The sequence below is a fragment of the Collinsella sp. D33t1_170424_A12 genome, from assembly GCF_015554865.1.
Lineage (GTDB): Bacteria > Actinomycetota > Coriobacteriia > Coriobacteriales > Coriobacteriaceae > Collinsella.
In genome coordinates, this window is the sequence record NZ_JADNJJ010000160.1 from 1 (window position 1) to 23,761 (window position 23,761).

The 23,761-nt window shown below is 64.7% G+C and carries 21 protein-coding genes; 17 read left to right on the forward strand and 4 right to left on the reverse strand.

What is annotated here, in order from left to right:
- Positions 1-714 (forward strand): HAD-IIB family hydrolase (locus I2E26_RS06870; RefSeq protein ID WP_195420135.1); only part of this gene is annotated, 714 nt, incomplete at its 5' end.
- 71 nt (positions 715-785) lie between these two features.
- Here the strand turns inward: I2E26_RS06870 and I2E26_RS06875 are convergent.
- From I2E26_RS06875 to I2E26_RS06885, 3 genes are all read right to left on the reverse strand, one after another.
- The gene (locus tag I2E26_RS06875) at positions 786-1,628 is read right to left on the reverse strand and encodes an HAD-IIB family hydrolase (RefSeq protein WP_195420136.1); all 843 of its coding nucleotides are present in this window, start codon (positions 1,626-1,628) and stop codon (positions 786-788) included.
- A 107-nt stretch (positions 1,629-1,735) separates the two neighbouring features.
- On the reverse strand, positions 1,736-3,157 hold the full coding sequence (locus tag I2E26_RS06880; protein WP_195420137.1) for a citrate synthase: 1,422 nt from the start codon (positions 3,155-3,157) through the stop codon (positions 1,736-1,738).
- Between the two features lie 46 nt (positions 3,158-3,203).
- Entirely contained in the window at positions 3,204-3,491 is a 288-nt protein-coding gene (locus tag I2E26_RS06885; RefSeq protein WP_195420138.1) for an ACT domain-containing protein, read from the reverse strand.
- A 302-nt stretch (positions 3,492-3,793) separates the two neighbouring features.
- Here I2E26_RS06885 and rpmE point away from each other — a divergent pair, with 302 nt between their 5' ends.
- The 16 genes from rpmE (at position 3,794) to I2E26_RS06965 (ending at position 22,149) form a co-directional block, all read left to right on the forward strand.
- Complete coding sequence (gene rpmE, locus I2E26_RS06890) at positions 3,794-4,207, forward strand: 50S ribosomal protein L31 (protein WP_195420139.1); 414 nt, start codon at positions 3,794-3,796, stop codon at positions 4,205-4,207.
- A 264-nt stretch (positions 4,208-4,471) separates the two neighbouring features.
- Complete coding sequence (locus I2E26_RS06895; protein ID WP_195420140.1) at positions 4,472-4,909, forward strand: hypothetical protein; 438 nt, start codon at positions 4,472-4,474, stop codon at positions 4,907-4,909.
- Positions 4,910-5,214: 305 nt separating this feature from the next.
- Entirely contained in the window at positions 5,215-8,112 is a 2,898-nt protein-coding gene (secA, locus tag I2E26_RS06900; RefSeq protein WP_195420141.1) for a preprotein translocase subunit SecA, read from the forward strand.
- Positions 8,112-9,281, forward strand: coding sequence for a peptide chain release factor 2 (gene prfB, locus I2E26_RS06905; protein WP_195420142.1), 1,170 nt, complete (start codon positions 8,112-8,114; stop codon positions 9,279-9,281). Before secA ends, prfB begins: the two co-directional genes overlap by 1 nt.
- Before the next feature lie 7 nt (positions 9,282-9,288).
- Positions 9,289-10,179: a YitT family protein gene (locus I2E26_RS06910; protein WP_147588708.1), complete on the forward strand. Its 891-nt coding sequence runs from the start codon at positions 9,289-9,291 to the stop codon at positions 10,177-10,179.
- A gap of 206 nt (positions 10,180-10,385) precedes the next feature.
- Complete coding sequence (locus tag I2E26_RS06915; protein WP_195420143.1) at positions 10,386-11,978, forward strand: hypothetical protein; 1,593 nt, start codon at positions 10,386-10,388, stop codon at positions 11,976-11,978.
- A gap of 175 nt (positions 11,979-12,153) precedes the next feature.
- Complete coding sequence (locus I2E26_RS06920; RefSeq protein WP_195420144.1) at positions 12,154-13,053, forward strand: transketolase; 900 nt, start codon at positions 12,154-12,156, stop codon at positions 13,051-13,053.
- Positions 13,054-13,061: 8 nt separating this feature from the next.
- Positions 13,062-13,988, forward strand: coding sequence for a transketolase family protein (locus I2E26_RS06925; RefSeq protein ID WP_195420145.1), 927 nt, complete (start codon positions 13,062-13,064; stop codon positions 13,986-13,988).
- A gap of 173 nt (positions 13,989-14,161) precedes the next feature.
- On the forward strand, positions 14,162-15,388 hold the full coding sequence (gene ftsE, locus I2E26_RS06930) for a cell division ATP-binding protein FtsE (protein ID WP_195420146.1): 1,227 nt from the start codon (positions 14,162-14,164) through the stop codon (positions 15,386-15,388).
- Complete coding sequence (ftsX, locus tag I2E26_RS06935; RefSeq protein WP_147588713.1) at positions 15,375-16,319, forward strand: permease-like cell division protein FtsX; 945 nt, start codon at positions 15,375-15,377, stop codon at positions 16,317-16,319. Before ftsE ends, ftsX begins: the two co-directional genes overlap by 14 nt.
- Positions 16,320-16,587: 268 nt before the next feature.
- Positions 16,588-18,699 carry a ribonuclease R family protein gene (locus I2E26_RS06940; RefSeq protein ID WP_195420147.1) on the forward strand — a complete coding sequence of 704 codons (2,112 nt, stop codon included), beginning with the start codon at positions 16,588-16,590 and terminating at the stop codon, positions 18,697-18,699.
- A gap of 58 nt (positions 18,700-18,757) precedes the next feature.
- Positions 18,758-19,633, forward strand: coding sequence for a hypothetical protein (locus tag I2E26_RS06945; RefSeq protein ID WP_195420148.1), 876 nt, complete (start codon positions 18,758-18,760; stop codon positions 19,631-19,633).
- A 3-nt stretch (positions 19,634-19,636) separates the two neighbouring features.
- Positions 19,637-20,107: an SsrA-binding protein SmpB gene (gene smpB / locus I2E26_RS06950; protein WP_195420149.1), complete on the forward strand. Its 471-nt coding sequence runs from the start codon at positions 19,637-19,639 to the stop codon at positions 20,105-20,107.
- 124 nt (positions 20,108-20,231) lie between these two features.
- Positions 20,232-20,735 carry a flavin reductase family protein gene (locus tag I2E26_RS06955; protein WP_195420150.1) on the forward strand — a complete coding sequence of 168 codons (504 nt, stop codon included), beginning with the start codon at positions 20,232-20,234 and terminating at the stop codon, positions 20,733-20,735.
- A 216-nt stretch (positions 20,736-20,951) separates the two neighbouring features.
- Positions 20,952-21,092: a rubredoxin-like domain-containing protein gene (locus tag I2E26_RS06960; RefSeq protein WP_147588718.1), complete on the forward strand. Its 141-nt coding sequence runs from the start codon at positions 20,952-20,954 to the stop codon at positions 21,090-21,092.
- A gap of 316 nt (positions 21,093-21,408) precedes the next feature.
- Positions 21,409-22,149 (forward strand): hypothetical protein, encoded by a 741-nt coding sequence (locus tag I2E26_RS06965; protein ID WP_195420151.1) that lies wholly within the window; start codon positions 21,409-21,411, stop codon positions 22,147-22,149.
- An 80-nt stretch (positions 22,150-22,229) separates the two neighbouring features.
- Here the strand turns inward: I2E26_RS06965 and I2E26_RS06970 are convergent, their stop codons facing one another.
- Positions 22,230-23,576 carry an amidohydrolase family protein gene (locus I2E26_RS06970; RefSeq protein WP_195420152.1) on the reverse strand — a complete coding sequence of 449 codons (1,347 nt, stop codon included), beginning with the start codon at positions 23,574-23,576 and terminating at the stop codon, positions 22,230-22,232.
- Positions 23,577-23,761: the final 185 nt, after the last annotated feature.

Below are 23,761 nucleotides of genomic sequence, written 5' to 3' on the forward strand. Positions count from 1 at the left end.
CTCATCGTCGCCTTGCGCGAGCGTGGAATTCATTTCGCCGCCTCATCGGGTCGACGCTACGACCGCCTGTGCCAGTTCTTCGCCCCGGTGAGGGACCAGATGGATTTCGTAGCCTCCAACGGCGCCCAGGTCTACGTGGAGGGACGCCAGGTGGGGCGCGAGGTGTACTCGCATCTCTCCATCAAGCGCCTCGCCCGCACGGTTTCGATGTTCGCCAACATGCACCTCGCGCTGTTCGACAGCACCAAGTCCTATCTGCTCGACGACGAGTGCAAGTTCGTGCGCGAGGTCGACAAGGACCTTCCCAACGTCGAGCGCATCTGGAAGCTGCCCGCGGCCACGGTCAACATCATCAAGGCGTCGATCTTCTGCGACGACGGCAACGTGATGGACAACGCCTACGTGCTCGCGCGCGAGCTGGGCGACGAGTTCGTATTCGCCCCTTCGGGCAGCGCGTGGATCGATTGCATGCAGCCGCATGTGAACAAGGCATCGGGCGTGGCCGAGCTCATGGACCATTACGGCATCGAGCGCGAGGAGGTTATGGCCTTCGGCGACTCCATGAACGATTACGAGGCGATTCGCTTCGTGGGCACGGGTTGCGCGATGGCGAACGGCCGTCCCGCCCTGCGCGCCGTGGCCGATCGCGTGGTGGGGTACAACTACGAGCACGCGGTCCAAAACGAGATGCGCGGGCTGCTGGAGTCGGCGTAGGCGCTGCAGATCGCACGCGAGCCTCGGCCGTGCGGCCGTCGACTGCAGGCCGCCCGCAGCGCCCGCATGGCCTATGCGCGCGCCAGGAGGTCCAAGATAAAGAGGCCCGCACCGTCCGCATCGTTCGAGGCCGCCACGGCGCCGGCAGCCGCGCGCACGGCGTCTTCGGCATTCTGCATGGCAACGCCGGTGCCGGCGATCTGCAGCATCGAGACGTCGTTCATGTTGTCGCCGAACGCTACGGCCTCGGAGACCGGGGTTCCCAGCTCCCCGCATAGCCAGCGCAGCGCGCTGCCCTTGGATGTCCCCGCGGCCATCACCTCTATGTTCATGGAATACGAGCGGGTAACCTCGATGCCGTCGACCGCGGCCAGGCGCGCGCGGATCGCATCGCGGTCGACGGGGTCCTTCCAATAGATCGCCACGCGCTCGAGGTCGCGCGCGCCGTCGATGATCGCCTCCGGCGTCGCTTCGAGCGGGATGCGCGTGGCGCGCAGGGCGCGTACGATATGGGGGTCGGCGACGTATTCCTCGAGCCTGTCGTACATGGATCGCTGCGTGTAGCAGTCGCCTCCTGCGAAGATGTCGAAGGTTACGTCGTAGTCGCGCGCGATCTCCCATATCTCGTGAGCCTTCGCGCGGTTAAGCCCCGCGAGGCGCAGGGTCGTCGCCCTGCTTGCGTCCTGCGGCCGCTCGTCGTCGAGTCGCGCGATCACGGCGCCGTTGGAGCTGACGGCGTAATGGACGGCCGGGTGGGCGAGCACATCGGCGGGGATGCCCGACAGCGGCCTGCCCGTGCAGGGGACGAATTCCAAGCCGGCCGCCGCGAGGGCGTCGAGCGCCCGCCAGCCTGCGGGGCCGACGCGCTTGCGGGTATCCAGAAAGGTGCCGTCCAAATCGGAAAAGATGATCATTCGATTGCTCCTCGGGTGCGGTCGCCGACCGACGGCGCGCTTGCGCGCCGCTGCGGCCTGGTTCGATGCGCGTCTCGGGTCGGATACGTGCGCGGTCGGGCTGCGGCTTAGCGCTGCGCGAGCGGGACGTATCCCATGTCGTCCATCACCGCGTTGTACGCGGGGCGGATGATGCGGTGCGCGCCGAAGAGCTCCTCCATGCGGTGCGCCGACCAGCCGGCCGTGCGCGCCACGGCGAATAGCGGCGTGAACAGGGCGGGCGGGATGTCGAGCATCGTGTAGATAAAGCCCGTGTAGAGGTCGATGTTGGCGCAGATGGGCTTTTTGGTGCCGCGGACGGAGCGCATGACATCGGGCGCCAGGCGCTCGATGCTCTCGATGAGGGCGAACTCCGCGCCCAGCCCCTTCGCCTCGGCCAGGCTGCGCGCATAGCGTTTGCAGAGCTTGGCACGGGGGTCTGAGAGCGTGTAGACCGCGTGCCCCATGCCGTAGATGAGGCCGGATCGGTCGAATGCCTCGCGGCGGAGCAGCTTTTCGAGATAGGATGCCAGCTCGTCGTCGTCTTCCCAGTTGGACACATGCGCGCGGATGTCCTCGTGCATGCGCACGACCTTCTCGTTAGCGCCGCCGTGGCGCGGGCCCTTGAGCGAGCCGATCGCCGCGGCGTATGCCGAGTAGGCGTCGGTAGCCGAGCTCGACAGCACGCGGCAGGCAAAGGTGGAGTTGTTGCCGCCGCCGTGCTCGGCGTGGAGCATGAGCATCACGTCGAGCAGCATGGCCTCTTCGTGCGTGTAGCTGTCTTCGCCGCGCAGGATCTGCAAGATCGTCTCGGCCGTGGAGAAGCCGGCGTCGGGCAGCGGGACCTGCGGGCGTCGTCCCTCCTGGCGAGCGATGGCGAAGGAGTGCGCCATCGCGGCGATGCGCGGCAGCCTGGAAAGCAGCGAGACGGCGACGTCGATCTCGTGTTCCGGCGAGGTGTTGTCGGGTTCGGCGTCGAACGCGTAGAGCAGCAGGACGGCGCGCATGAGCACGTTCATGATGCTGCTGGATACGGTGGTGATGGGGAACTGGGCGACGTAGCCCTCGGAGATGTGGCGGTATGCGCCCAGGCGCGCCTGGAAGTCATCGAGCTCGCTCGCGGTGGGTAGCGATCCGGTGAGCAGGAGGTAGGCGACCTCTTCGTAGCCGAAACGGTCCTCGGCCTGCGCGTTGGTGATGAGGTCCTCGATGTCGTATCCGCGCAGCGTGAGCTTGCCCTCATCGGGCACGAGGACGCCGTCCACGATGTTGTAGCCGTGGACGTCGCAGATGCGCGTGAGGCCGGCGACCACGCCGGACCCGTCCGAGTTGCGCAGGCCGCGCTTGACGTCGTGCTCGGTGAACAGCAGCTCGTCGTAGGGCTCGCTGGGGGCACCGTGGTAGAGGCGCTCGCTTTCGTCGGAGACCTTGCGGCTCGCTTCGTAGTCTATGACGAGGCGGCTGAGCGCGTCGTCGAAGCGATAGAAGATGTTCTGCGTGGTATATGCCATTGCCTCTCCGATCTGTGCGGGCCCGCGCTCCGCGGCTCCAGGGGGATTAGAGCCGGTACATGAACTTGAAGACGTCCTCGCGCTGGACGGTCACGGTCACGCCCACGGCGTCGCCCGCGTCGGCCAGCGTCTTTTGGAGCTCGGCGAACTCGAGCGTTGCGGAGGACATGTCCGCGAGCATGGTCATGGTGAAGATATCTTCGATGATGCTCTGCGTGATGTCGCGGATATCGACGTTCGTCTCGCCCAGCACCTTGGAGATCGCGGCGACGATGCCGGCGCGGTTCTCGCCCAAAACGGTGATGACGATGCGGTCGGATGCGGTTTGTGCCATGATGGGGCCTTTCTCGTACCGGGCAAACGCGAAAGCGGTGCACGTCGTTGCAATAGAATGCTCACCATTGTAGCGGGTTCCATGTATCCCCGCGGCGCCTTGCGCGAGTATTACATGGCTGTAACCCCGCGTATGCGCGCGTCCAGGCGGACGAAGGACTGCTCTCATGGTGCTTTTGTGGGCTCGGCGGACAGCTGGCGAGTTGTGATAAAGTAGTCAAGCTATTTTGCCTTGGTCGGAAACCAAGGCACCCCTTTAGTCCTGGTCGGTAACCAGGACGCGAGTTATAAGAGGAGCCCTGCATGAAGTCTGGAATCCATCCCGAGTACGTGGAGTGCACGGTGCGCTGCTCCTGCGGCAACACCTTCACTACCCGTTCCACCAAGTCCGAGATCCTGGTCGAGCTCTGCAACGAGTGCCACCCGTTCTACACGGGCCAGCAGAAGTTCGTCGATACCGGTGGACGCGTCCAGCGCTTCGCCGACAAGTTCGGTGGCGCCGCCCAGGCCGCCCTCGAGCGCGAGGCCGCCAAGAAGGCCGCCAAGGCCAAGGCCGCCGAGGAGCTCGCTGCCAAGCAGGCTGCCGAGCGCGAGGCTAAGGCTGCCGAGAAGGCCAAGCGTGCCGAGAAGTTCGCCGCCGAGGCCGCCAAGAAGGCTGCCGAGGCCCCCGCTGAGGAGCCCGCTGCCGAGGCCGAGACCGAGGCTGTTGCCGAGTAGTCCGCTCGCATCCGCATAGCGCACGAAGATCCCCGCACCCTGTTCAGAGTGCGGGGATTTTTTATAGCGCGACCATGCGGTTCGTGGGCGTTATGTGCAAACGGGGGACTCCTCTGCCCAGGCTGGATGGAGGCTCGTCCGCGGGTAGAATGAACAACGTTCAAGTGAACAAAGTTCAACATAAGGACGGCGGGAACGATGCATGGCTGCGGTGGATGCCGCGGCAACGTGCGGTCCGGGCCGTCTTGGAAAGGGGAGATATCCATGAAGATCGGATTCGTTGGCAAGGAGGCGCTGCTGGGTATCGCCGGCGCCGTGTGGTGCATCGCCGGGTTCAACATCGTGCGCCTGGGCATCATGGCCTATCTCGAGCAGAGCTGGCCGCTCATCATGCTGCTCGTTGCGGGCAGCATCGCGGTGTTCGCGGTATTTTGGACGAAGGTGTTCTCGAAGATGCTCGCCAAGCACGTCGACCGCATCCTGGCGTACGCCGACCCGCAGCCGTTTTGGCGCTTCTTCGATCGCCAGGCGTTCATCATCATGGCCATCATGATGACGGTGGGCATCTCGCTGCGAGCCTTCTCGCTGGTGCCCAGCTGGTTCATCGCGTTCTTCTATACGGGGCTGGGCGTTGCCCTCACCGGCGCCGGCGTGGGATTCCTCGTAGAGTGCGTCCGCGCGGTCGGCGAGCGCCGCGCGTAGGGTTCGCATCGTGTCGCGCGACCACGTGTAAGCACGTTCGGCGTCAAAATGCAAAACTTGTATCGGCGTGCGTCGCTATTGGTCGACAAGCGGTCCGACCCAACGTGATTCTCATCATCTTGCATGGTTTATACGTGTGAACGCAATCTCGCTGGGCGCTTCATCCTTTAAACCGCTAAAGTTATGGTCGTCTGAGTGTATTCAATGAACCCGATCGGCGTACGGCGCGTCGGCAGGCTCCGTGCACGGTGCCATACGCTGCTGCCCGCGCCTTTCGCCGTCGGGATGAATGAAGAGGAAGCCACATGGGATTCGTTTCTAAGCTGCTCTCGTTTGGATCCGATAAGGACCTCAAGCGCTATCAGAAGCTCGTTACCAAGATCAACGGGCTCGAGCCCACCTATGTTGCCATGAGCGACGAGGAGCTCCGGGGTCAGACCGATCTGTTCCGCAAGCGCTACGCGGATGGCGAGTCGCTCGACGACATGCTGCCCGAGGCGTTCGCCGTCGTCCGCGAGGCGTCGAAGCGCGTGTCCGGCATGCGTCACTTCGACGTGCAGCTCATCGGCGCCATGGCCCTGCACGAGGGCCACATCGCCGAGATGAAGACGGGCGAGGGCAAGACGCTCGTCTCCACGCTCGCCGGCTATCTCAACGCCATCGCCGGAAAGGGCGTCCACGTCGTCACCGTCAACGACTACCTGGCTAAGCGCGACTCCGAATGGATGGGTCGCATCTACCGCTTCCTCGGCATGACGGTCGGCCTGCTGCAGAACGGCATGCCGCTCGAGCAGAAGCGCCCGGCCTACCAGGCCGACGTCACGTATGGCACCAACTCCGAGTTCGGCTTCGATTACCTGCGCGACAACATGGTCACGCGTCCGGAGCGCCGCGTCCAGCGCGGCCACGCCTACGCCATCGTCGACGAGGTCGACTCCATCCTTATCGACGAGGCCCGTACCCCGCTCATCATCTCGGGTGCCGGCACCAAGTCGGCAGATACTTATAAGAAGTTCGCGCGCGCCGTTCGCGGTCTCGAGCGCGGCGAGGAGGCCCAGCACGATCCGCTGTCCGGCCTCGAGCCCCAGGAGGCTACCGGCGACTTCGTGATGGACGAGGCGAAGCACACCATCGCCGCCACCGAGCAGGGCCTCAAGAAGATCGAGCAGCGCTTGGGCATCGAGGATATCTACGCCGACCTGTCCGGCCAGCTGGTCAACCATCTCCAGCAGGCCCTGAAGGCGCAGTACATGTTCCATCGCGACAAGCAGTACGTCGTCGCCAACGGCGAGGTCAAGATCGTCGACGAGTTCACCGGCCGCATCATGGAGGGCCGCCGCTACTCCGAGGGCCTGCATCAGGCCATCGAGGCCAAGGAAGGCGTGCTCGTTCGCGAGGAGAACCAGACGCTCGCAACCATCACCCTTCAGAACTACTTCCGCCTGTATGACAAGCTCTCCGGCATGACCGGTACCGCGCTTACCGAGGACGCCGAGTTCCGCGAGATCTACAAGCTGGCCGTCCAGGTGATTCCGCCCAACCGCCCCGTCGCGCGCCAGGACCACGAGGACCTGGTCTACCGCACCATCGACGCCAAGTTCAACGCCGTTGCCAACGAGGTCGAGGCTCGTCATGCCAAGGGCCAGCCGGTCCTGGTTGGCACCGTCTCCATCGAGAGCTCCGAGCGCCTGTCGCGCCTGCTGAACAAGCGCGGCATCCCGCACGAGATCCTCAACGCCAAGTTCCACGAGCGCGAGGCCCATATCGTCGCGCAGGCTGGTCGCAAGGGCGCCGTCACCATCGCCACCAACATGGCCGGCCGCGGTACGGACATCCTGCTGGGCGGTAACGCCGAGGAGATGGCCCAGGAGCAGGTCGCGGGGATGGATTTCGGCATCGACCAGGCCCTGGTCGAGCGCATCTTCGCCGAGGGCGAGCTGGCTCGCCAGTCCGTCGAGACCCTTGCCGAGCGCGGTATCGAGGTCGAGCCGGAGGTGCTCGAGCAGCTGACGACCGCCTACGACGAGGCCCTGGCCGCCGCGAAGGAGACCTGCAAGGCCGAGCGCGCAGAGGTGCTGGCAGCCGGCGGCCTCACGGTCATCGGCACCGAGCGTCACGAGTCCCGCCGTATCGACAACCAGCTCCGCGGCCGTGCCGGTCGTCAGGGCGATCCGGGCGAGACCCAGTTCTACCTGTCGCTCGAGGACGACCTCATGCGCCTGTTCGGCGGCGACCGCATGGACAAGATCTCCAATATGATGGTGTCCGCCGAGATGGGCGACGACATGCCCATGCAGCACAAGGTCATCTCCAAGGCCGTCGAGGGCGCTCAGCGCAAGGTTGAGAACATCAACTTCTCCATGCGTAAGAACGTCCTGGAGTACGACGACGTTATGAACAAGCAGCGCCAGGTCATCTACGCCGAGCGCAACAAGATCCTGGACGGCAAGGACCTCTCCGAGCATGTCGACGAGGTCATGTCCGACACCGTTCGCCGTTGCGTTGCCGAGTTCTGCCCGGCCGACTCCCGCGGCGCCGAGGCCGATCTCGAGGGCCTGCACAAATGGCTCGTCGAGCTTACCGGCCATCTGGATGCCCCGGAGTTCGAGGCCAAGGACGCCGAGGCCCTTGCCGGCGAGGTGCTCGCCTATGTGGACGGCATCTACGACGAGAAGGCCGAGCGCCTGGGCGAAGAGCTCATGCGCGACCTCAACACCCAGGTCATGCTGCGCGTCATCGATACGCGTTGGATGAACTACCTGCAGGAGATGGACTACCTCAAGCAGGGTATCGGCCTGCGCGGTTTCGGTCAGCGCGACCCGCTGGTCGAGTACAAGACCGAGGCCTTCGGCGCCTTCCGCATCCTGGTCGACACCATGTACGAGGACTACCTGCGCACGGTGCTGCGCGTCGAGCTGCGCCAGGCTCCCGCCCCGGCTCCCGAGGACCCCGCCCTGCGCGGCGCGACGTATTCCGGTCCCGAGCAGGTCGACGGCGATTCCGGCTCTTCCACGCTGCGCCAGCAGGCGGCCGCCAGCGCCGCCAACGCTGCGGGCTCCGCGCCCGATGCGCATGCGGGCGCCGGTGTGCGCACCTACCGCAAGGATGAATCGGGCGACCCGTACGCAAACGTGGGCCGCAACGACCTGTGCCCGTGCGGCAGCGGCAAGAAGTTCAAGAACTGCCACGGCAGGAACAACTAATGGCCGCTGCGACCGAGTCGGCCGCAGCTATCATGATCGACCTCGACGAGCTGGGTTCCCGCCTCGGCGAGGTCGAGTCATATCTGCGGCTCGAGGAAAAGCGCTCCCGCGTGGGCGAGCTCGAGCAGATGAGCGCCGCCCCTGGTTTTTGGGACGATGGCGATCGCGCTCGCTCGCTTATGGAGGAGCTGGCGCGTTGTCGCGACGATGTGCAGCTGGTCGAGGGCGCCCATGGCCGTCTGGCCGACGCGCGCGCCGCTTTGGAGCTCGCCGACGAGATGGAGGGCGAGGAGGCGGCCGAGCTGATCGCCGAGGCGGCGGCGACGGCGACCGCGTTGGCGTGCGATATCGACGAGATGGAGCTTTCAAGCTGGTTTACGGGCGAGTTCGACCACGGCGACGCCATCGTTACCATCAAGCCGGGCCAGGGCGGCCTGGAGGCCCAGGACTGGACCTTCATGCTGTTCAAGATGTACATGAAGTACTGCGCCCGCCGCGGTTGGAAGGTCACTATCAACGATTGCCCGGCCGCCGAGGTCATCGGCATCGACCGAGCCACCATCACGGTGCAGGGTAAGGATGCGTTCGGCATGCTGCGCGCCGAGGCGGGCGTGCACCGCCTGGTGCGCATCTCGCCTACGGACGATAAGAAGCGGCGCCAGACCACCTTCGCGGGCGTCGAGGTCATTCCCGTGCTGCCCGACGACATCGATATCGAGATCGCGCCCGACGACATCCGCGTGGACGTTTACCACGCGAGCGGTCCGGGCGGTCAGGGCGTGAACACCACCGACTCCGCCGTGCGCATCACGCATCTGCCCACCGGCATCGTGGTTACCTGTCAAAACGAGCGCAGCCAGATCCAAAACAAGGCCGCGTGCATGCAGATCCTCAAGGCCCGCCTCTACGAGCTCGAGCTCGAGAAGCGCGAGGAGGCTCTCGACGAGATCCGCGGCCCCAAGCACGCCATCGGTTTCGGCAACCAGATTCGCAGCTACGTGCTGTATCCGTACCAGATGGTGAAGGATCTGCGCAGCGGCGTGGAGACGGGCAACGTCGAAGCGGTCCTGGACGACGGCGACCTCGATCCCTTCGTCGTGGGCTACCACCGATGGGCTACCGGCAAGGCCGAGGCGGCCGCCCCCGCATCAGACGACATCGACGCATAAGGACTATATGGGAAAGCGCATCAATATCCGCCGCATCATCCAGTCTCAATTCGTAAACGACCTGCCCATCGTCATGCTCGGCTGCGCTATCGCGGCCTTCGCCACCGACGCCTTCATGGTTCCGAACGGCCTGGCAGCCGGCGGTTTGACGGGCCTGGCCACGATCATCGCCGAGCTGGGGCGCCGCAGCGGCATCGACCTGCCCGTCGGCTTGCAGACCATCGTGATGAACGCCCTGCTGCTGCTCGTGGTCATCCGCGCCGGCGGGTTCAAGTACGCCGTGCAGACCATCACGGGCTTCGTGCTGTTCGGTTTCTTCACGGACCTGTTCGCACCCTTCGTGGTGCCGCTGAGCCATAACGACCTTACGCTCTCGGCGCTCTGGGGCGGCATCATATCGGGCCTGGGATACGGCCTGGTATTTCGGTGCGGCGCCAATACCGGTGGTTCCGATACGATCGGCCAGATCATCTCGCGAAAGAGCTCGCTGCCCGTGGGCGGTACGGTTATGGCGATCGACGTCGCGGTGTGCGCCGCGTCGGCCCCGGTGTTCTCGCTTGCCAACGCGCTGTACGCCGCGCTCGCCATGGTGGTCATGGGCTACGTGGTTGATATGGTGGTCGACGGCGGCAACAGCCAGCGCGCAGCATTCATCATCTCCGACGCGTTCGCCGATATCGAGCGGGATATCCTGCATGAGATGGATCGCGGGTGCACGCGCCTCATGGCGCAGGGCTCCTGGACCGGCAAGGACCGCCCCGTGCTGTTCTTCGTGTTCAGCAAGCGCGAGATCTCCATTATCAAGACGGTCGTGTACGAGCACGACCCCGACGCGATTCTGGTGATCACCGATGTGAACGAGGCGATCGGATACGGTTTCAAGAAGGCGGGGGAGTAGCCCGTCCGGGAGCGCATGCCGCCCGCCCGCCGTCGATGATGCTGCTAAGCGGTCCCGCGGGGCCGCTTTTTGCTAACCTGGCGCCCCGTCCCGCAGTTCCAGCGTGGTCGAGTCGCGGGCCATCCCGTCGCCTGCTGCAAACGGCAGATGGCGTCGGGGGCAATCTGCTTTAAAATGTCTCCGTACCCTGATTGTTTGGAGTGACCATGGCCGAGCCGTTCGACAACGACCTCGATCTACACGATTCCATAGAACCATCCCTTGCGCATCGCGTCGTGCGCCGTGCCGCGGGGGTCCATTTCGGTGCGCCCACGCAGGTGCTGCCCGACGACCTCGATGAGCGCGCGTCTCTGCATCGAGCCGTGCACTTCGCGTCCGCCGCGAACGTCGATGGAGAGGATGCCGCCGAGTCGACCGCATCCGTGGGCGTCGCTGTCTCCGCATCCGCCGGGGCCGATGCGCCCGAGGGCTCTACGGCGCAAGCCGCGGAGGGGCTCGTCGCCGGCCGACCGGCCGCCACCGCCACCTCGACCTATGCCGCCGCCTGCGAGCTCGTGGCCATCGCTTTGCTCGATATTGCCGAATACGACCAGGCGGTAGGGTCCCTCACGCAGGTGCTGCCCGTCGTTACGGCCGCCTATACGCAGGATGGCCGCGATGGCTGGACGCAGGCGATTCCGCAGGCTGCGGGTTCGGGCAGCCCTCTGGACGCTGCTGAGGACAAGCCCCGTCGCCGCGTGAACCGCGCGGCCGTCGCGGCCGTGGTGGTCGTGCTCGCGCTTGTCGCGGCCGTGGGCGCGTTCTTCGTGCTCGACGGGCCCGGCTATATCGCATCGATGACGGCGGAGGTCGACGAGGCCGCGGTTTCGAGCGTGCTCGAGGCCAACACGACCCTTATGGCCGGATTCGCGTCGAACGACTACGTGGCCCAGACGCCCTATGCGCTTTCCGATGTTCGCATAGAGTCCGCCGATCGCCAGGAGGACGGTTCGGTCACGGTGGACGCCACCGCCGTATTGAGCAACGAATCCTTCGTGAGCGACTGCGTGCTGCAGCTGAGCTTCGTGCATTCCTCCCAGCTCGACCGCTTCCCGTCTATCCAGGGCGTGGAGCATGCCGAAAGCCCTGATGGCGAGTGGACCGGCACGCTGCTGTCGTCCACGGCCACCACGCGCGCCATAGCCGGGGTCACGGTTGATCCGGACTTTGGGGACGGGTTCGCGCCTGCGTTCGACGAAGCCTCGCAGACGTGCACCTTCACCGCATCCTCCGGAATGGAGCTGTGGTTCGGCGCATGGAGCTACGCGACCCCGTATACCTATACGTTCGATGGCACGGCGTGGACCCGCGCCGCGGGCGATGCGACCTCGACGTTCGCTTACAACGCCGATGCCATCGCGGGATCCTATGCAGCCGGAGCGGGTGATTCCGCGCGCCTCACGAGCTTCAAGATCGTGAACTTCGACACCGAGTCCGGCACCTTCACGCTCGAGTACAAGGCTACGAGCACGGGGTTCAATCCGCAGGCGATCTCGGGTGTGATCTCGTGCGCGATGAGCGTGTCCGAGGGTTCCGAGGGCAGCGGCGACTTCAGCCAAGCCGACGGCTACGTGTATACCTTTGCCGGCGACGGCTCGAGTTCCGCAGGCGACGGCGCGGCGCACATCGAGGGCGTGTTCGGCCTCGATGGCGAGCTGTTCTTCGACTTCTCGGGCGACTACACCAAGCCCGCGTTCCTTTTCGGAAACCCCACCAACGAGACCATGTCCATCTCGGGCACGGTTTCTAAGGCGGGCTAGCGCGACCGGTCGCGAAGGCCCGTGCGGTCCGTGAGCGGCGCCGGTGGACGGCTTAACGGCGTCCCCGGCGCCGCTTCGCGTCAAAACCGTGTGTTTTAATTCACGTTTTTCATTGCGCCGCACGGCTGTTATAGTTGAAACCGTGTTAATCGCTCCCGTACATGAAGGGAAAGGCATGTCAACAGAAACGCTTAGGAACGCGTGTGTGCGCACCGACGGCGAAATCGAGCTCGTGGCCAATCGCATGCGCCGCGATATCATCGAGATGCTGGAGGCTGCGGGCTCTGGTCATCCCGGCGGATCGCTGTCCGCCGCCGACATCATGGCGACGCTCTATTATTCCGGCGTTCTCGCGTGGGATCCGGCCGATCCGTGCTCGCCCGAGCGCGATCGGTTCGTTCTGTCCAAGGGACATGTCGCCCCCGCTCTGTACGCGGTGCTGGCCCAGATGGGCTATCTCCCGCATGAGGAGCTGACCACGCTCCGCAAGCTTGGCAGCCGTCTGCAGGGCCATCCGGATTCCAACCTCTGCCCCGGCGTCGAGGTGGGTACGGGCTCGCTGGGTCAGGGCCTATCCATCGCCGCCGGCATGGCCATGGGCCTGGCGCTCGACGCCAAGGCGTCCGGCGAGGAGCCGCGTCGCGTCTTCGCGCTCACCGGCGACGGCGAGCTGCAGGAGGGCCAGAACTGGGAGGCCCTCATGTTCGCCGCCCATCGCAAGCTCTCCAACCTCGTGGTGCTGGTCGATAACAACAACCTGCAGATCGACGGCCACGTAACCGATGTCTGCAGCATCGATCCGCTCGATAAGAAGCTCCGTGCGTTCGGTTGGCACGTCATCACCTGCGACGGGCACGATGTCGCGGCTATCCGCGCCGCGCTCGCCGAGGCCGTCGCGTGCACCGCATCGCCCGCGGCCATCATCTTCAAGACCATCAAGGGCAAGGGCGTCTCCTTCATGGAGGACCAGGCAAGCTGGCACGGCAACGCGCCGAGCGCCGAGCAGGCCGCTCAGGCATTGGCAGAGATCGACGCGGTTGGCGCCCAGCTCGCGGCAGCTGCGAAGGAGGCGTAACGGTTCTTATGGCAAAAGCTACTCGTGCGGCATTCGGCCCCACCCTGCTCGAACTCATCAACGAGGGCGTCGACGTCATGGCCGTCGATGCGGACCTCGCTGGTTCCACCACGACGGCTAAAGTCGCTGCCGAATATCCGGATCGCTTCGTCGAGGTGGGTATCGCCGAGCAGAATATGATCGGCGTCGCCTCTGGCCTGGCGCTTACGGGCCGTACCGTCTTCACCGGTTCGTTTGCGGTCTTCGGCTCCGGTCGTTGCTGGGAGCAGATCCGCAACACCGTCTGCGTCTCCAACCTCGATGTGAAGGTGTGCCCCACGCATGCCGGTATTACCGTGGGCCCCGATGGCGAGACCCATCAGGCCCTTGAGGATATCTCGCTGATGCGCGTGCTTCCGCATATGCGCGTGCTCGTTCCCGCCGATTACAACGCTGCTCGCGCAGCCATTCGCTTCGCAGCCAAGACCCCCGGTCCCTTCTACGTGCGCATGGGCCGCGAAAACCTTCCCGAGGTGTACGGTGAGGACTTCGCCATCGATTCCGAGGCGTTCGCGCAGGTCGTCCGAGAGGGTTCGGACGTCTCCATCATGGCATGCGGCGTCGAGCTCGCGCACGCCCTCAAGGCGGCGGAGCTCCTGGCCGAAGAGGGTATCTCCGCCGAGGTCGTGGACATCATGAGCGTGAAGCCGCTGGACGAGGAGACCATCCTGGCGTCTGCCGGCAAGACCGGCCTCGTGCTTACCGTCGAGGAGCACAGCATCTACGGCGGCATGGGTTCGGCCGTGGCCGAGCTTCTCGCCGAGAAGCAGCCCTGCCGCGTGAGCCGCCTGGGCATGACCGGTTTCGGCCAGTCCGGCACCGCAGCCGACCTGCTCGAGCACTACGGCCTGGATGCCGCCGGCATCGCCGCACGCGTTCGCGAGCTGCTTGCATAACACGTTTCTCCATGCTTGTTGACAGCCGTTCGGGCAGGTGCCCGGGCGGCTGTTTTGCATCGCGCTAACATGGTCGCTCCTTGCAAATCCCGTGTCGCTTCTGTGCGCATGGATAGGACTTGGTAAAATAATCGAGCTCAAGAAGTTTAAACGCACGACACGAAGGAGCTCTAGTGGGTAACCACTTCCGTACATCCGGAGACGAGCAGTCCGCGTTCGCGCCGACGACGCCCGAGGGCGTTGCGGCTCCCGCCGATGCCGTTGCATCTCCGGATACCCAAGAGCAGCCTATGACGCTGCAAGAAGATCTGTTCCCCCAGACCGACATCCCGGCACCGCTTCATGCGCATGCCGCAGCCGCCGCAGAAGCCGTTTCCGATGCTTCTGCACCGGCTTCGCCCGTTGAGGCGGCGCCCTCCATGTTCAACGTCCCCTCGCCGGTGGATGCGCCCGTTTCCACGCCGTCGCTGGCGTCCATTCCGGATCCCATGGTCCCTGCTGCGGCGCCCGCGCCTCATCCCGACGTCTTCATGACGGCAGCCGGCCCGGCCGTGCCCTCCACGGACGCCGACGAGGCCCGTCAGGTGCACGATGTGGACATGGCGCTGCAAAACCCCGATTTCACGTCGGTGTTCTCGCCCGCCGATCTTGATCGCGCCGCACAGCGCCAGAAGGCTACGCGCCAGGCGGGCGTGGAGCCGGTGATTCACATCGAGCACCTCACCAAGGTATATCCCGCGCAGCCCAATAAGCCCGCTTTGGACGATGTGAACATCTCCATCTATCCCGGCGAGTTCGTCTTCCTCGTCGGCCATTCCGGCTCTGGTAAGACCACGCTGCTCAACACGCTGCTGCGCAATGTCAAGCCCACTTCGGGACGCGTGCTGGTAGCCGGTCACGACCTCATGACGATCAAGAATCGCAAGGTCCCGCTGCTTCGCCGCCAGATCGGCGCGGTGTTCCAGGACTACAAGCTCCTGCCCAACAAGACCGCGTTCGAGAACGTGGCCTTCGCGCTGCAGTGCATCGGCAAGCCCCGCGGGGTCATCCGGGCCCAGGTTCCCGAGGTGCTGCGCCTCGTGGGCTTGGCCGAGAAGATGGACATGATGCCCGACCAGCTTTCCGGTGGCGAGCAGCAGCGCGTCTCGGTGGCGCGCGCCATGGTCAACCGTCCGCCGCTGCTCATCTGCGACGAGCCCACGGGCAACCTCGACCCCGCCATTTCGCTCGGCATCATGAAGCTGCTCGAGCGCATCAACCGCACCGGCACCACCGTCATCGTGGCTACGCACGATCGCGAGATGGTCGACTCGATGCACCGTCGCGTCATCGCCCTCGAGGGCGGCCGCGTCATCCGCGATCAGGAGAGGGGAGGCTACGGCAACTATGGCTCCTTCTAATCTGGGTTATTCCCTGCAAGAGGCAGGTAGGCATTTCGTGCGCAACTGGACCACGTCCCTGGGCGCCGTCATCACGATCTTCCTGTCGTTGTTCATCATCGGTCTGTTCATCGTGGGCTCCGCGATGGTCAACGCCGTCATCGGCGACGTCGAGCAGCAGGTCACCATCACCGCGTTCATCTCGGATGATGCCTCCGACGAGGCCGTCGAGGAGTTCCAGGACAAAATCGAGGGCTGGGACAACGTGAAGGACGTCACCTTCAAGTCGAAGGAGGACGCGCTGGAGAGCTATCGCGAGAGCTCCAGCAAGGCCGATGCCACCATCAGCGCCCTCGATGGCGAGAACCCGCTGCCCCGTTCGTTCGTCATCGAGATGAACGAGCCCTCGCAGGTCGAGGGTATGGCCGAGAAGATCAAGTCCGATGAGGACTTCCGCCAGATCGTCGACGACGACGATCCGAGCGTCGACGATATCGAAGCCGATGTCGACGCCTCCGTGCTGTACGGGCAGGAGGAGGTCGGTCGCATGTTCCAGATGATCGACTACATCCGCTTGGCCGCCGTCGTGCTCGTCGCCCTGCTCACGTTCGTGTCGTTCATCTTCATCAACAACACGATTCGCCTGTCCATCACCGCGCGCCGCCGCGAGATCGCCATCATGCGCCTGGTGGGCGCTTCCAACGGCTTCATCCGCGGGCCGTTCGTGACCGAGGGCGTCGTCCAGGCCCTGCTGGGCTCCTTGCTGGCCATTGGCTGTCTCGAGCTCGTGCGCAACCTGGTTATGCCCATGGTGCAAAACGGGCTGTCGTGGATGGCTATCGAGATCCCGCTCAACGTATACCTGGCAACCTACGGTTCCCTGGTGCTCGTCGGCGTGTTCATCGGCCTCTTTGGCTCGGCCATCGCCATGCGCCGCTACCTGCGTGTCTAGCCGTCTGTGCACAATCTATGCCACGTACGGGCCGGGGGATTCCCTCGGCCCGTTTTTTGTTCGCCATCTATTACCGCGGGCTTATGGCGCTCGGCCCGGCTGCAGACCGCGGATGCCCGGGTATGCGCCGGATGGGCGCTCATCGTTCGCCTCGGGGTCGCGTGTGCCCTGTAAGGGCTCGCGATGCGCGGGGCCGCGCTTTGGGGTAGAAGGGAAGAACGTACATTTCGAGATGCCCGCTGGGGCGTCGATGACATGAAGGGGAGCTATGGGGAGAAGTCGAAAGGGAGGCCGCAAGGGTCCGATGCGGTCGAAGCGCGCGTCGGGCCTGGTTGGCGTGGTCAGGGTGTCCGAGCATGCGGGCTTCGTAGAGACGGCCGAGGGGGCCTATCGGCTGACGGGGCGCGGGCTGCGTGACGCCATGCCCGGAGACCGCGTGTACGCGAGCGTGGGGCGGGGTCCCAAGGGCGAGCGCCGCGCGGTCGTCGAGCACGTGATCGAGCGCGCGGCGTCCACCGTGGTGGGCACCTATGACGTGGCGAGCCCGCTTGGCATCGTCCGTCCGCTCGATACGCGTATCAAGCATGATTTCTTCGTGCTTCCCACCGACGATTCGCCCGCGCGCCTTGGCGTGGAGCCGGGCGATATCGTGTCGGCACGCATCGAGGTGTATCCCAACCGCGTGGAATCGGGCATCGTCACGCTCGAGCGCCGCATCGGCGACGCCACCGCGCCCGATTTGGGCATATCGTGCGTTATGGCCCGCTACGACCTTTCGGACGGCTACCCCGCATCTCCAGCCGAAGAGGCCCGGGGGCTCGCGCTGGACGTCGATGGGGCCCTGGCCGATCCGCTGCGGCGCGATATCCGCGACCGCTTCGTTATAACGATCGACCCGGTCGATGCGCGCGATTTCGACGACGCCATCTCGCTCGAGCCGCGTGATGACGGCGGCTGCTGCCTGGGTGTCCACATCGCCGACGTATCGCACTACGTCGCATGGGAGTCGGGAATCGACCTGGAGGCGCGCCGCCGCTCCACTTCGGTATACCTTGCCGACCGCGTGCTGCCCATGCTTCCCGAGCGTCTGTGCAACGACCTGTGTTCGCTGGTACCCGATGAAGACCGCCTGGCGTTTTCCGTTGACATCGAGCTTGATGCCCGCGGGCGCGTGCGCTCCTACGAGTGCTATCCCAGCGTTATCCGTTCGCGCGTGCGCCTGGATTACGGCGCCGCGGACCTGCTGCTGCGCGATGCTTCGAATCCAGTGGATGGAGATGCCGAGCCCGCTGTGGACGGGGCCGTCTGCGCGCGTGCCGCCGCGGCCGTCGAGGCGGCCGCGCGCTTCGGCGTGGACCTGCCCGCCTTCCTGGGCCGGGCTGCCGGGGTCGCCGAGGCGCGCCGGCTTCTCCGCCGGCAGCGCGGCTCCATCGATTTCGAAACCGTGGAGGTGCATGCCCTGCTGGACGAGGCCGGCCTGCCGGTGCGCATCGTGAATCGCGCCCGTACGTGCGCGACCTCGCTGGTCGAGGAGGCCATGCTTTTGGCTAACGAGTGCGTTGCCGAGCGCCTTGCCGACGAGGGCGCCGTGGCGGCGTTTCGAGTGCACGAGCCGCCGCTCGAAGACAACCTCGTGGCCGCCGCTCGAGTTTTGGTAGAGATCGGCGCGCTCGATGGCGAGCAGGCCCTCGCGCTCGAGTCGGCCGATCCGCATGCCATCGCCGCCGCGCTCGATGCGGTGCGCTCGACGCCCTACGAGGCGCTTGCCAACGCCCTGTTGCTGCGCGCCATGCAGCGCGCCCTCTACAAGCCGCGCAACGAAGGACACTATGCGCTGGGCGCGCCTGCATACTGCCATTTCACCAGCCCCATCCGCCGCTACCCCGACCTGCTCGTCCATCGCGCGCTCAAGCTTTCGCTGGCACGCGAGCATCTGGGCAGGAAGGCTGCGGCGGAGCGACGCCGCCTGCTTACGGGTACGGGCGCGCAGGCGCTCGATGCCATCGCCCCTCAGCTCTGCCGCCATGCGAGCGAGCGCGAGCGCCTCGCCGACGCCGCCGCGCACGCCACCCAGAAGATCAAGGTGGCGCAGTATTATGGCGATCGAATCGGTCAGCGCGCTTCGGGCACCATCTCGTGGATGGACCAGACGGGCATCTACGTGCGCCTGGACGACACCGGCGCCGAGGGGCTGGTGCGCCTGCGCGGCCTGGGCGGCGAGTGGTGGGAGTTCGACGAGCGCTCGCTCACCCTTACCGGGTCTTCTACCGGTACGGTCATCACGCTCGGCCGACGCGTCGCCGTGGAGGTCGCGCGCGTCAACGTGCTGCGCGGCCATCTCGACCTGACGCTTGTCGGCTTGCCGTCCGCGTCCGAATGACCTCGCCCAGCGCCTGCGCGCTGCGCTACACTACAACCTATTGCGATAAGGAGGCCCCATGGATTTCCCCATAGATGCACATGATGTCGAATATGCCGAGAACTTCTTGGCATCCGGCGATATGGCAACCGCGTTTCCGCTTCTGAAGCGTCTCACCGAGATGGTCGAGGAGTACGCAGAGACGGAATGCGTGGCAAACGACACGACCCAATGGTTCAGCTTCAACGACGCCTTCGAGCGCTTGGCATACCGACGCGTCGAGAAGGATCCGCGCGAGCTCATCCAGGTTCCCGCTCCGGTGGACCGCCTGTACAGCGCGCTCTCCTTCGCCTATATCCGACAGCAGGATTGGATCTCTGCGCGCGATGCGCTCATGCAGGCCGTGCGCTGGAACCCTATGAATTGCAACTACCGCCTCGACCTGGCCGAGATCTTCCGTGCACTGGAGGATACGCAGGAGTGGGCGTCGCTGAGCTATTCGGTGATCGAGCGCGCATCCGACGGCCGTTCGGCCGCGCGCGCGTACGCGAACCTCGGCCAGTTCTTCCTCGACGAGGATAAGCCGAGCGCGGCCGCGGGCTGCACGCGCCTCGCGGTGAGTCTTGCGGCTGCCGACCAGCGCGTGGTGCGCCTGCAGAACCGCATCATGGCCGAGCATCCCGAGGCTATGGAGGAGTCGGACGCGCATGTGATGGGCGAGCTCTCCCTGGAGGGGATCCCTACCGCCCCCAGCGCGGATATCGCCGTTTGCCTGCTTATGTGCGCCAGCGACGCTGCCCGTGAGGGCGACGCCCGGCAGGCGACCTCCCTCACCGTGCGGGCGAACAACCTTATCGGCGAGGAGGCGTGCCGTGCGTTGATCAAGCTCATCCACGAATCCGATGCCGAGCTCGCGCAGGAGCGCTCGCACGACGGCGCCGGGAACGGGGAGTAGGCCATGCCGAGCGAGAAGAAGCGCAAGACCATCGCCAAGAACCGCTCCGCGCACCATGAGTACTTCATCGACGAGACCTTTGAGTGCGGCATCGAGCTCGCTGGTACCGAGGTGCGCAGCCTCCGTGAGCGCGCCTGCCAGATCACCGATACCTTCGCGCTCATCCGCAATCGCGAGTGCTGGCTCATCGGCGTGCACATCCATCCCTATTCGCATGGATCGATCTTCAACCGCGACCCCGATCGCCGTCGTAAGCTGTTGCTCCATCGCAAGGAGATCGACTACCTGGATGGCAAGCTGCGCAACAGGGGCTACGCCCTGGTGCCGCTCGAGCTGTACTTCGATGACAACGGCCGCGTGAAGCTCCTGCTGGGGCTGGGTCGCGGTAAAAAGCTCTACGACAAGCGCGAGGATATGGCGAAGCGCGATATGCAGCGCGAGATCGACCGGGCCCTCAAGGCGCGTAGCAGATAGCGCGTACTCGCCGCCGTGACATGCTTCAGCCCATCGATTCGCTGGGGCTACGCGAGCGCGGCGGCGTTATCATTGCGGTATGCAGGGCCGTTTTGGCACGATGCCCGATCGAGAGGAGATTGGCATGGATATGACGGCGTTCTTTACCATGAGCTACGGACTGTACGTGGTGTCCGCGACAGCCGGCGACGAGCGCGCGGGGTGCGTGATCAACACCGCGACGCAGGTGACGGCGGAGCCGCCGCGTCTTATGGTGGCGGTGCACAAGGATAACTGCACGGCGCGGGTGATCAGGGAGGCCGGAACCTTTACCGTGACGGCCATCGATCAGACCGCCGACATGCCCTACATCGGCAATTTTGGCTTTAGGACGAGCGATACGTATAACAAGTTCGAGAAGTACGATGTGGCCGAGTCCGCTACGGGCGACGCATATTCCCCCGAGCATGCGTGCGCCGTGTTCGCCTGCCGCCTGGCCGATACGGTAGATGTGGGTACGCATTACCTGTTCATCGGCGACGTCGCGGAGGCGGAGCGCCTCTCTGACGAGCCGCCGCTCACCTATGCCTACTATCACAGCACGTTGAAGGGGAAGACCCCGCCCAAGGCATCGTCGTACCAGGGGTAGGCCCGTATCGGCGACGACGCGCGCCGTGTTCGATGGCGAGCGTCGGAGGATTCGCGTTTTGAGTTTCTTATGGGAAACTCTTGATTAAACGTTACCGTACGTGTAACAATAATGGCAGCCAATGGAGTTTGGAAATCGTGGTTTGCCGGGATAGCGAACCGAATCGATGGATATACTTCTACTAATGTCAATTCGCCTGCGAAAGGAAGGTTCGTCATGAGCGACGAGAAGACCTACAAGTTTGTTTGTGTTGTTTGCGGCTTCGAGGTCGAGGTCGACACCCCCGAGCTTCCCGAAGACTACGTCTGCCCCGTCTGCGGCGTCGGTCCCGATGAGTTCGAGGCTGTTGAGGAGTAACAACTCCGAAGCACATATGCTGGGGAAGCGTCCGCCCGTATGGGTGGGCGCTTTTTTAATGTGGCGGGACCGCGGCGGCGCGCGGGAGAGCTGGGATTCTCGTTGGATGGGCTACGGTTCGATCCCGGCCATGCGATGTCGAGCCTGCATACCGGACCGGCTGGCGAGGCATGGAGGCCAGGAGCCCAACATGGTTGTTGGGGCCGTGTTTGATTCCGTTGAGCGGCTCGTCCGATAGTTCGAATCGGGCCCATTGCGGACAGCGCGCACATCGTAGGCTGGTTCTTACGGGATCGCATGAGCGTGAGGAGGCCAGATGGATGCGTTTCGGATAGCCAAGGACGATGTTGACCAGATGGCGGCTTATTGGATGGCTCGAAAAGACGAGCTGATGGGGATGACGGGTGACTTCTTCGCATCCCTGATCGATCCAGCATTCGCGTATGAGGAGGAGCCGGATGATTTGATGTCGGTGCAGTTCAATATCTGCTATACCGAGTGGCTGCTCTTTGAATGCAAGCTGCTGGGTGGCTACACGCCTCTGATGGCGTATGTGGACCGACCGCCGAGCTACGTGGATACCGATGCGCTCGACAGTTTACGCGAGGTGGTGCGGACACAGTTCTTTTCGCGCTTTGCGATCCTTGAAAAGCGGAAGCGTGCCGGCATGGCGACGTTGCGCGATGTCATGGACGGACGGTGCTACGAGGTGTTCGACCCGCACCTGTGCTCGATTGATAGCTGGAAGGACGGGACGATCGCCTTGCGCATCGCACGCGTTGACGGTGTTTGGCAGACGGTGGGACAGGTGTGCATGTACGACCGCGCTCCGGAGGCTGCGACGCGGCGCGATGGCCCCGGCTGCGTCCATGAGGAGGATCGAGATACGCGGCCGTATCTGAGCGAGATGGGCTTCTTTATTCGGTTCGTATACGACGTGTTCTCGATCGACGGGCGCTACCATCATACGATGCGTCTGCGGCAGACGGATGCCGGCGCGGCGCTGCGCCGCGAGATCGAGGCGCGCCGGCATGGTCTGGACGGCCCTGCTGGTTAAGCGGGCGTGCCATAGCGCGGCGCTCCCGCTGTGATGGCATCCGTCGTGTTGGCGCCACCGCTTTTCGAGCCGGTTGCCTGCTAGCGCGTGTAGATGCTGTCGAGGGGCTGGGCCATGATCCAGTCGAGTTCGGCGTCGAGCTCGGAGATGTGCTTGGCGCGCAGGCCGTCGGCGAGTTCGCCGCGCACCATGACGTGGGTGACGTCGCGCAGGGCTGATAGGTCGTCGAGCGGGTTGCGCTGCGTGGTGATGATGTCGGCTTCTTTCCCGACCTCGATAGAGCCGGTGGTATGTCCGAGGCCAAGGAGCTCGGCGTTGCCGAGCGTGGCGCGGTGGAGCGCGAAGGCGTTGGATGCACCGGTGTAGTTGGCGAAGTAGGCGATTTCACGCCACATGTCGTACTGGGTGACATACGGGCAGCTTGAATCGGTTCCGAGGCCTATGGGGATGCCGGCTTCGAGTGCTTGGCGAGCGCTTTGGATGATGCCGGCGCAGACGATGTCGCCATTGATCTTCTGGACCTCGGTGGAGCGTGTCTTTTCGGGGTCGAGTTTGGCGAACGGCAGAGCGGGGGAGATGGTGCAGGTAAGGGATGCGGGCCGGCCGTGCAGCTGGTGGGCGCTACGTTGGTAGAGCTCGATGATCTGCGGCGTCATGGGGGCGCCGTGCTCGATGGTGTCGACGCCCGCTTCGAGCGCGACCTGAACGCCTTCGGTGCTTTCGACATGGGCCATGACGGGCAGGCCGAGGCTATGGGCGGCCCCGCATGCCGCCGCCGCGATATCCGGCTGCATGCGCAGGACGCCTGGTTCGCCGGGCTCGACTGCGTCGAACACGCCGCCGGTGACGAAGAGCTTGATGACGTCGGCGCCGCGCGCGACGAGTTCTTGGACCTGTGCGGCGGCTTCGCGGGGCGTGGTGATGATGCTGGCGAATAGCCCGGCGCCATGGCCTTGGGGAACGGTGATGCCGCAGCCGGGGGCGATGATGCGCGGTCCGAGATAGTTGCCGGCATTGATGGCATCGCGCACGGCTATGTCGCACATGAGCGGGTCGCCCGCACCGCGGAGCGTGGTAACGCCGCTGGCGAGCTGGGTTTGCGCGCTGCTTTTGAGAATGCGGCGGACGATGGCGCGGCCGAGCTTGTTGTCGAGGCGTTTCATGAGCGCGCCCGCGTTGCCCGCGGAGACGGGCTTGCCCGATCCGCACAGGTGGACGTGCATGTTGATGAGGCCGGGCATGAGGTGGGCGCCATCGACGTCGATGATCTGGGCGTCGCGCGGGATGGGCGCGCGATCGTCGGGACCCACATAGGTGATGGACCCTCGATCGACGATGACCGTGGTGTTTGGGATGGGCTGCATCTCGGGACGGCCGTCGAGTACGTTGGCATGTATGAAGGCGTAGCGGGGGGATTGGGTGGCCATGGGGTCCGAGCTTTCTCTTGGGGCTTCATCGTTGCGATTGCGTGCAGATGGCAGATACATACGTGTGGTTTAGTGTACACCCGTTGCCCATCGGGCTTGAAAACGGATGCTACGGATGCTGGAAGGGGACTTATGTACGAGGTGCTGCGCTAAGAAAAGCGGCCGTCGGTCTGCGTGAGACCGAC

Coding starts and splice junctions, on each gene's coding strand:
- I2E26_RS06875 (WP_195420136.1), bottom strand. CDS start 1,628: ATGATCATCTTTTCCGATTTGGACGGCACCTTTCTGGATACCCGCAAG.
- I2E26_RS06880 (WP_195420137.1), bottom strand. CDS start 3,157: ATGGCATATACCACGCAGAACATCTTCTATCGCTTCGACGACGCGCTC.
- I2E26_RS06885 (WP_195420138.1), bottom strand. CDS start 3,491: ATGGCACAAACCGCATCCGACCGCATCGTCATCACCGTTTTGGGCGAG.
- rpmE (WP_195420139.1), top strand. CDS start 3,794: ATGAAGTCTGGAATCCATCCCGAGTACGTGGAGTGCACGGTGCGCTGC.
- I2E26_RS06895 (WP_195420140.1), top strand. CDS start 4,472: ATGAAGATCGGATTCGTTGGCAAGGAGGCGCTGCTGGGTATCGCCGGC.
- secA (WP_195420141.1), top strand. CDS start 5,215: ATGGGATTCGTTTCTAAGCTGCTCTCGTTTGGATCCGATAAGGACCTC.
- prfB (WP_195420142.1), top strand. CDS start 8,112: ATGGCCGCTGCGACCGAGTCGGCCGCAGCTATCATGATCGACCTCGAC.
- I2E26_RS06910 (WP_147588708.1), top strand. CDS start 9,289: ATGGGAAAGCGCATCAATATCCGCCGCATCATCCAGTCTCAATTCGTA.
- I2E26_RS06915 (WP_195420143.1), top strand. CDS start 10,386: ATGGCCGAGCCGTTCGACAACGACCTCGATCTACACGATTCCATAGAA.
- I2E26_RS06920 (WP_195420144.1), top strand. CDS start 12,154: ATGTCAACAGAAACGCTTAGGAACGCGTGTGTGCGCACCGACGGCGAA.
- I2E26_RS06925 (WP_195420145.1), top strand. CDS start 13,062: ATGGCAAAAGCTACTCGTGCGGCATTCGGCCCCACCCTGCTCGAACTC.
- ftsX (WP_147588713.1), top strand. CDS start 15,375: ATGGCTCCTTCTAATCTGGGTTATTCCCTGCAAGAGGCAGGTAGGCAT.
- I2E26_RS06940 (WP_195420147.1), top strand. CDS start 16,588: ATGGGGAGAAGTCGAAAGGGAGGCCGCAAGGGTCCGATGCGGTCGAAG.
- I2E26_RS06945 (WP_195420148.1), top strand. CDS start 18,758: ATGGATTTCCCCATAGATGCACATGATGTCGAATATGCCGAGAACTTC.
- smpB (WP_195420149.1), top strand. CDS start 19,637: ATGCCGAGCGAGAAGAAGCGCAAGACCATCGCCAAGAACCGCTCCGCG.
- I2E26_RS06955 (WP_195420150.1), top strand. CDS start 20,232: ATGGATATGACGGCGTTCTTTACCATGAGCTACGGACTGTACGTGGTG.
- I2E26_RS06960 (WP_147588718.1), top strand. CDS start 20,952: ATGAGCGACGAGAAGACCTACAAGTTTGTTTGTGTTGTTTGCGGCTTC.
- I2E26_RS06965 (WP_195420151.1), top strand. CDS start 21,409: ATGGATGCGTTTCGGATAGCCAAGGACGATGTTGACCAGATGGCGGCT.
- I2E26_RS06970 (WP_195420152.1), bottom strand. CDS start 23,576: ATGGCCACCCAATCCCCCCGCTACGCCTTCATACATGCCAACGTACTC.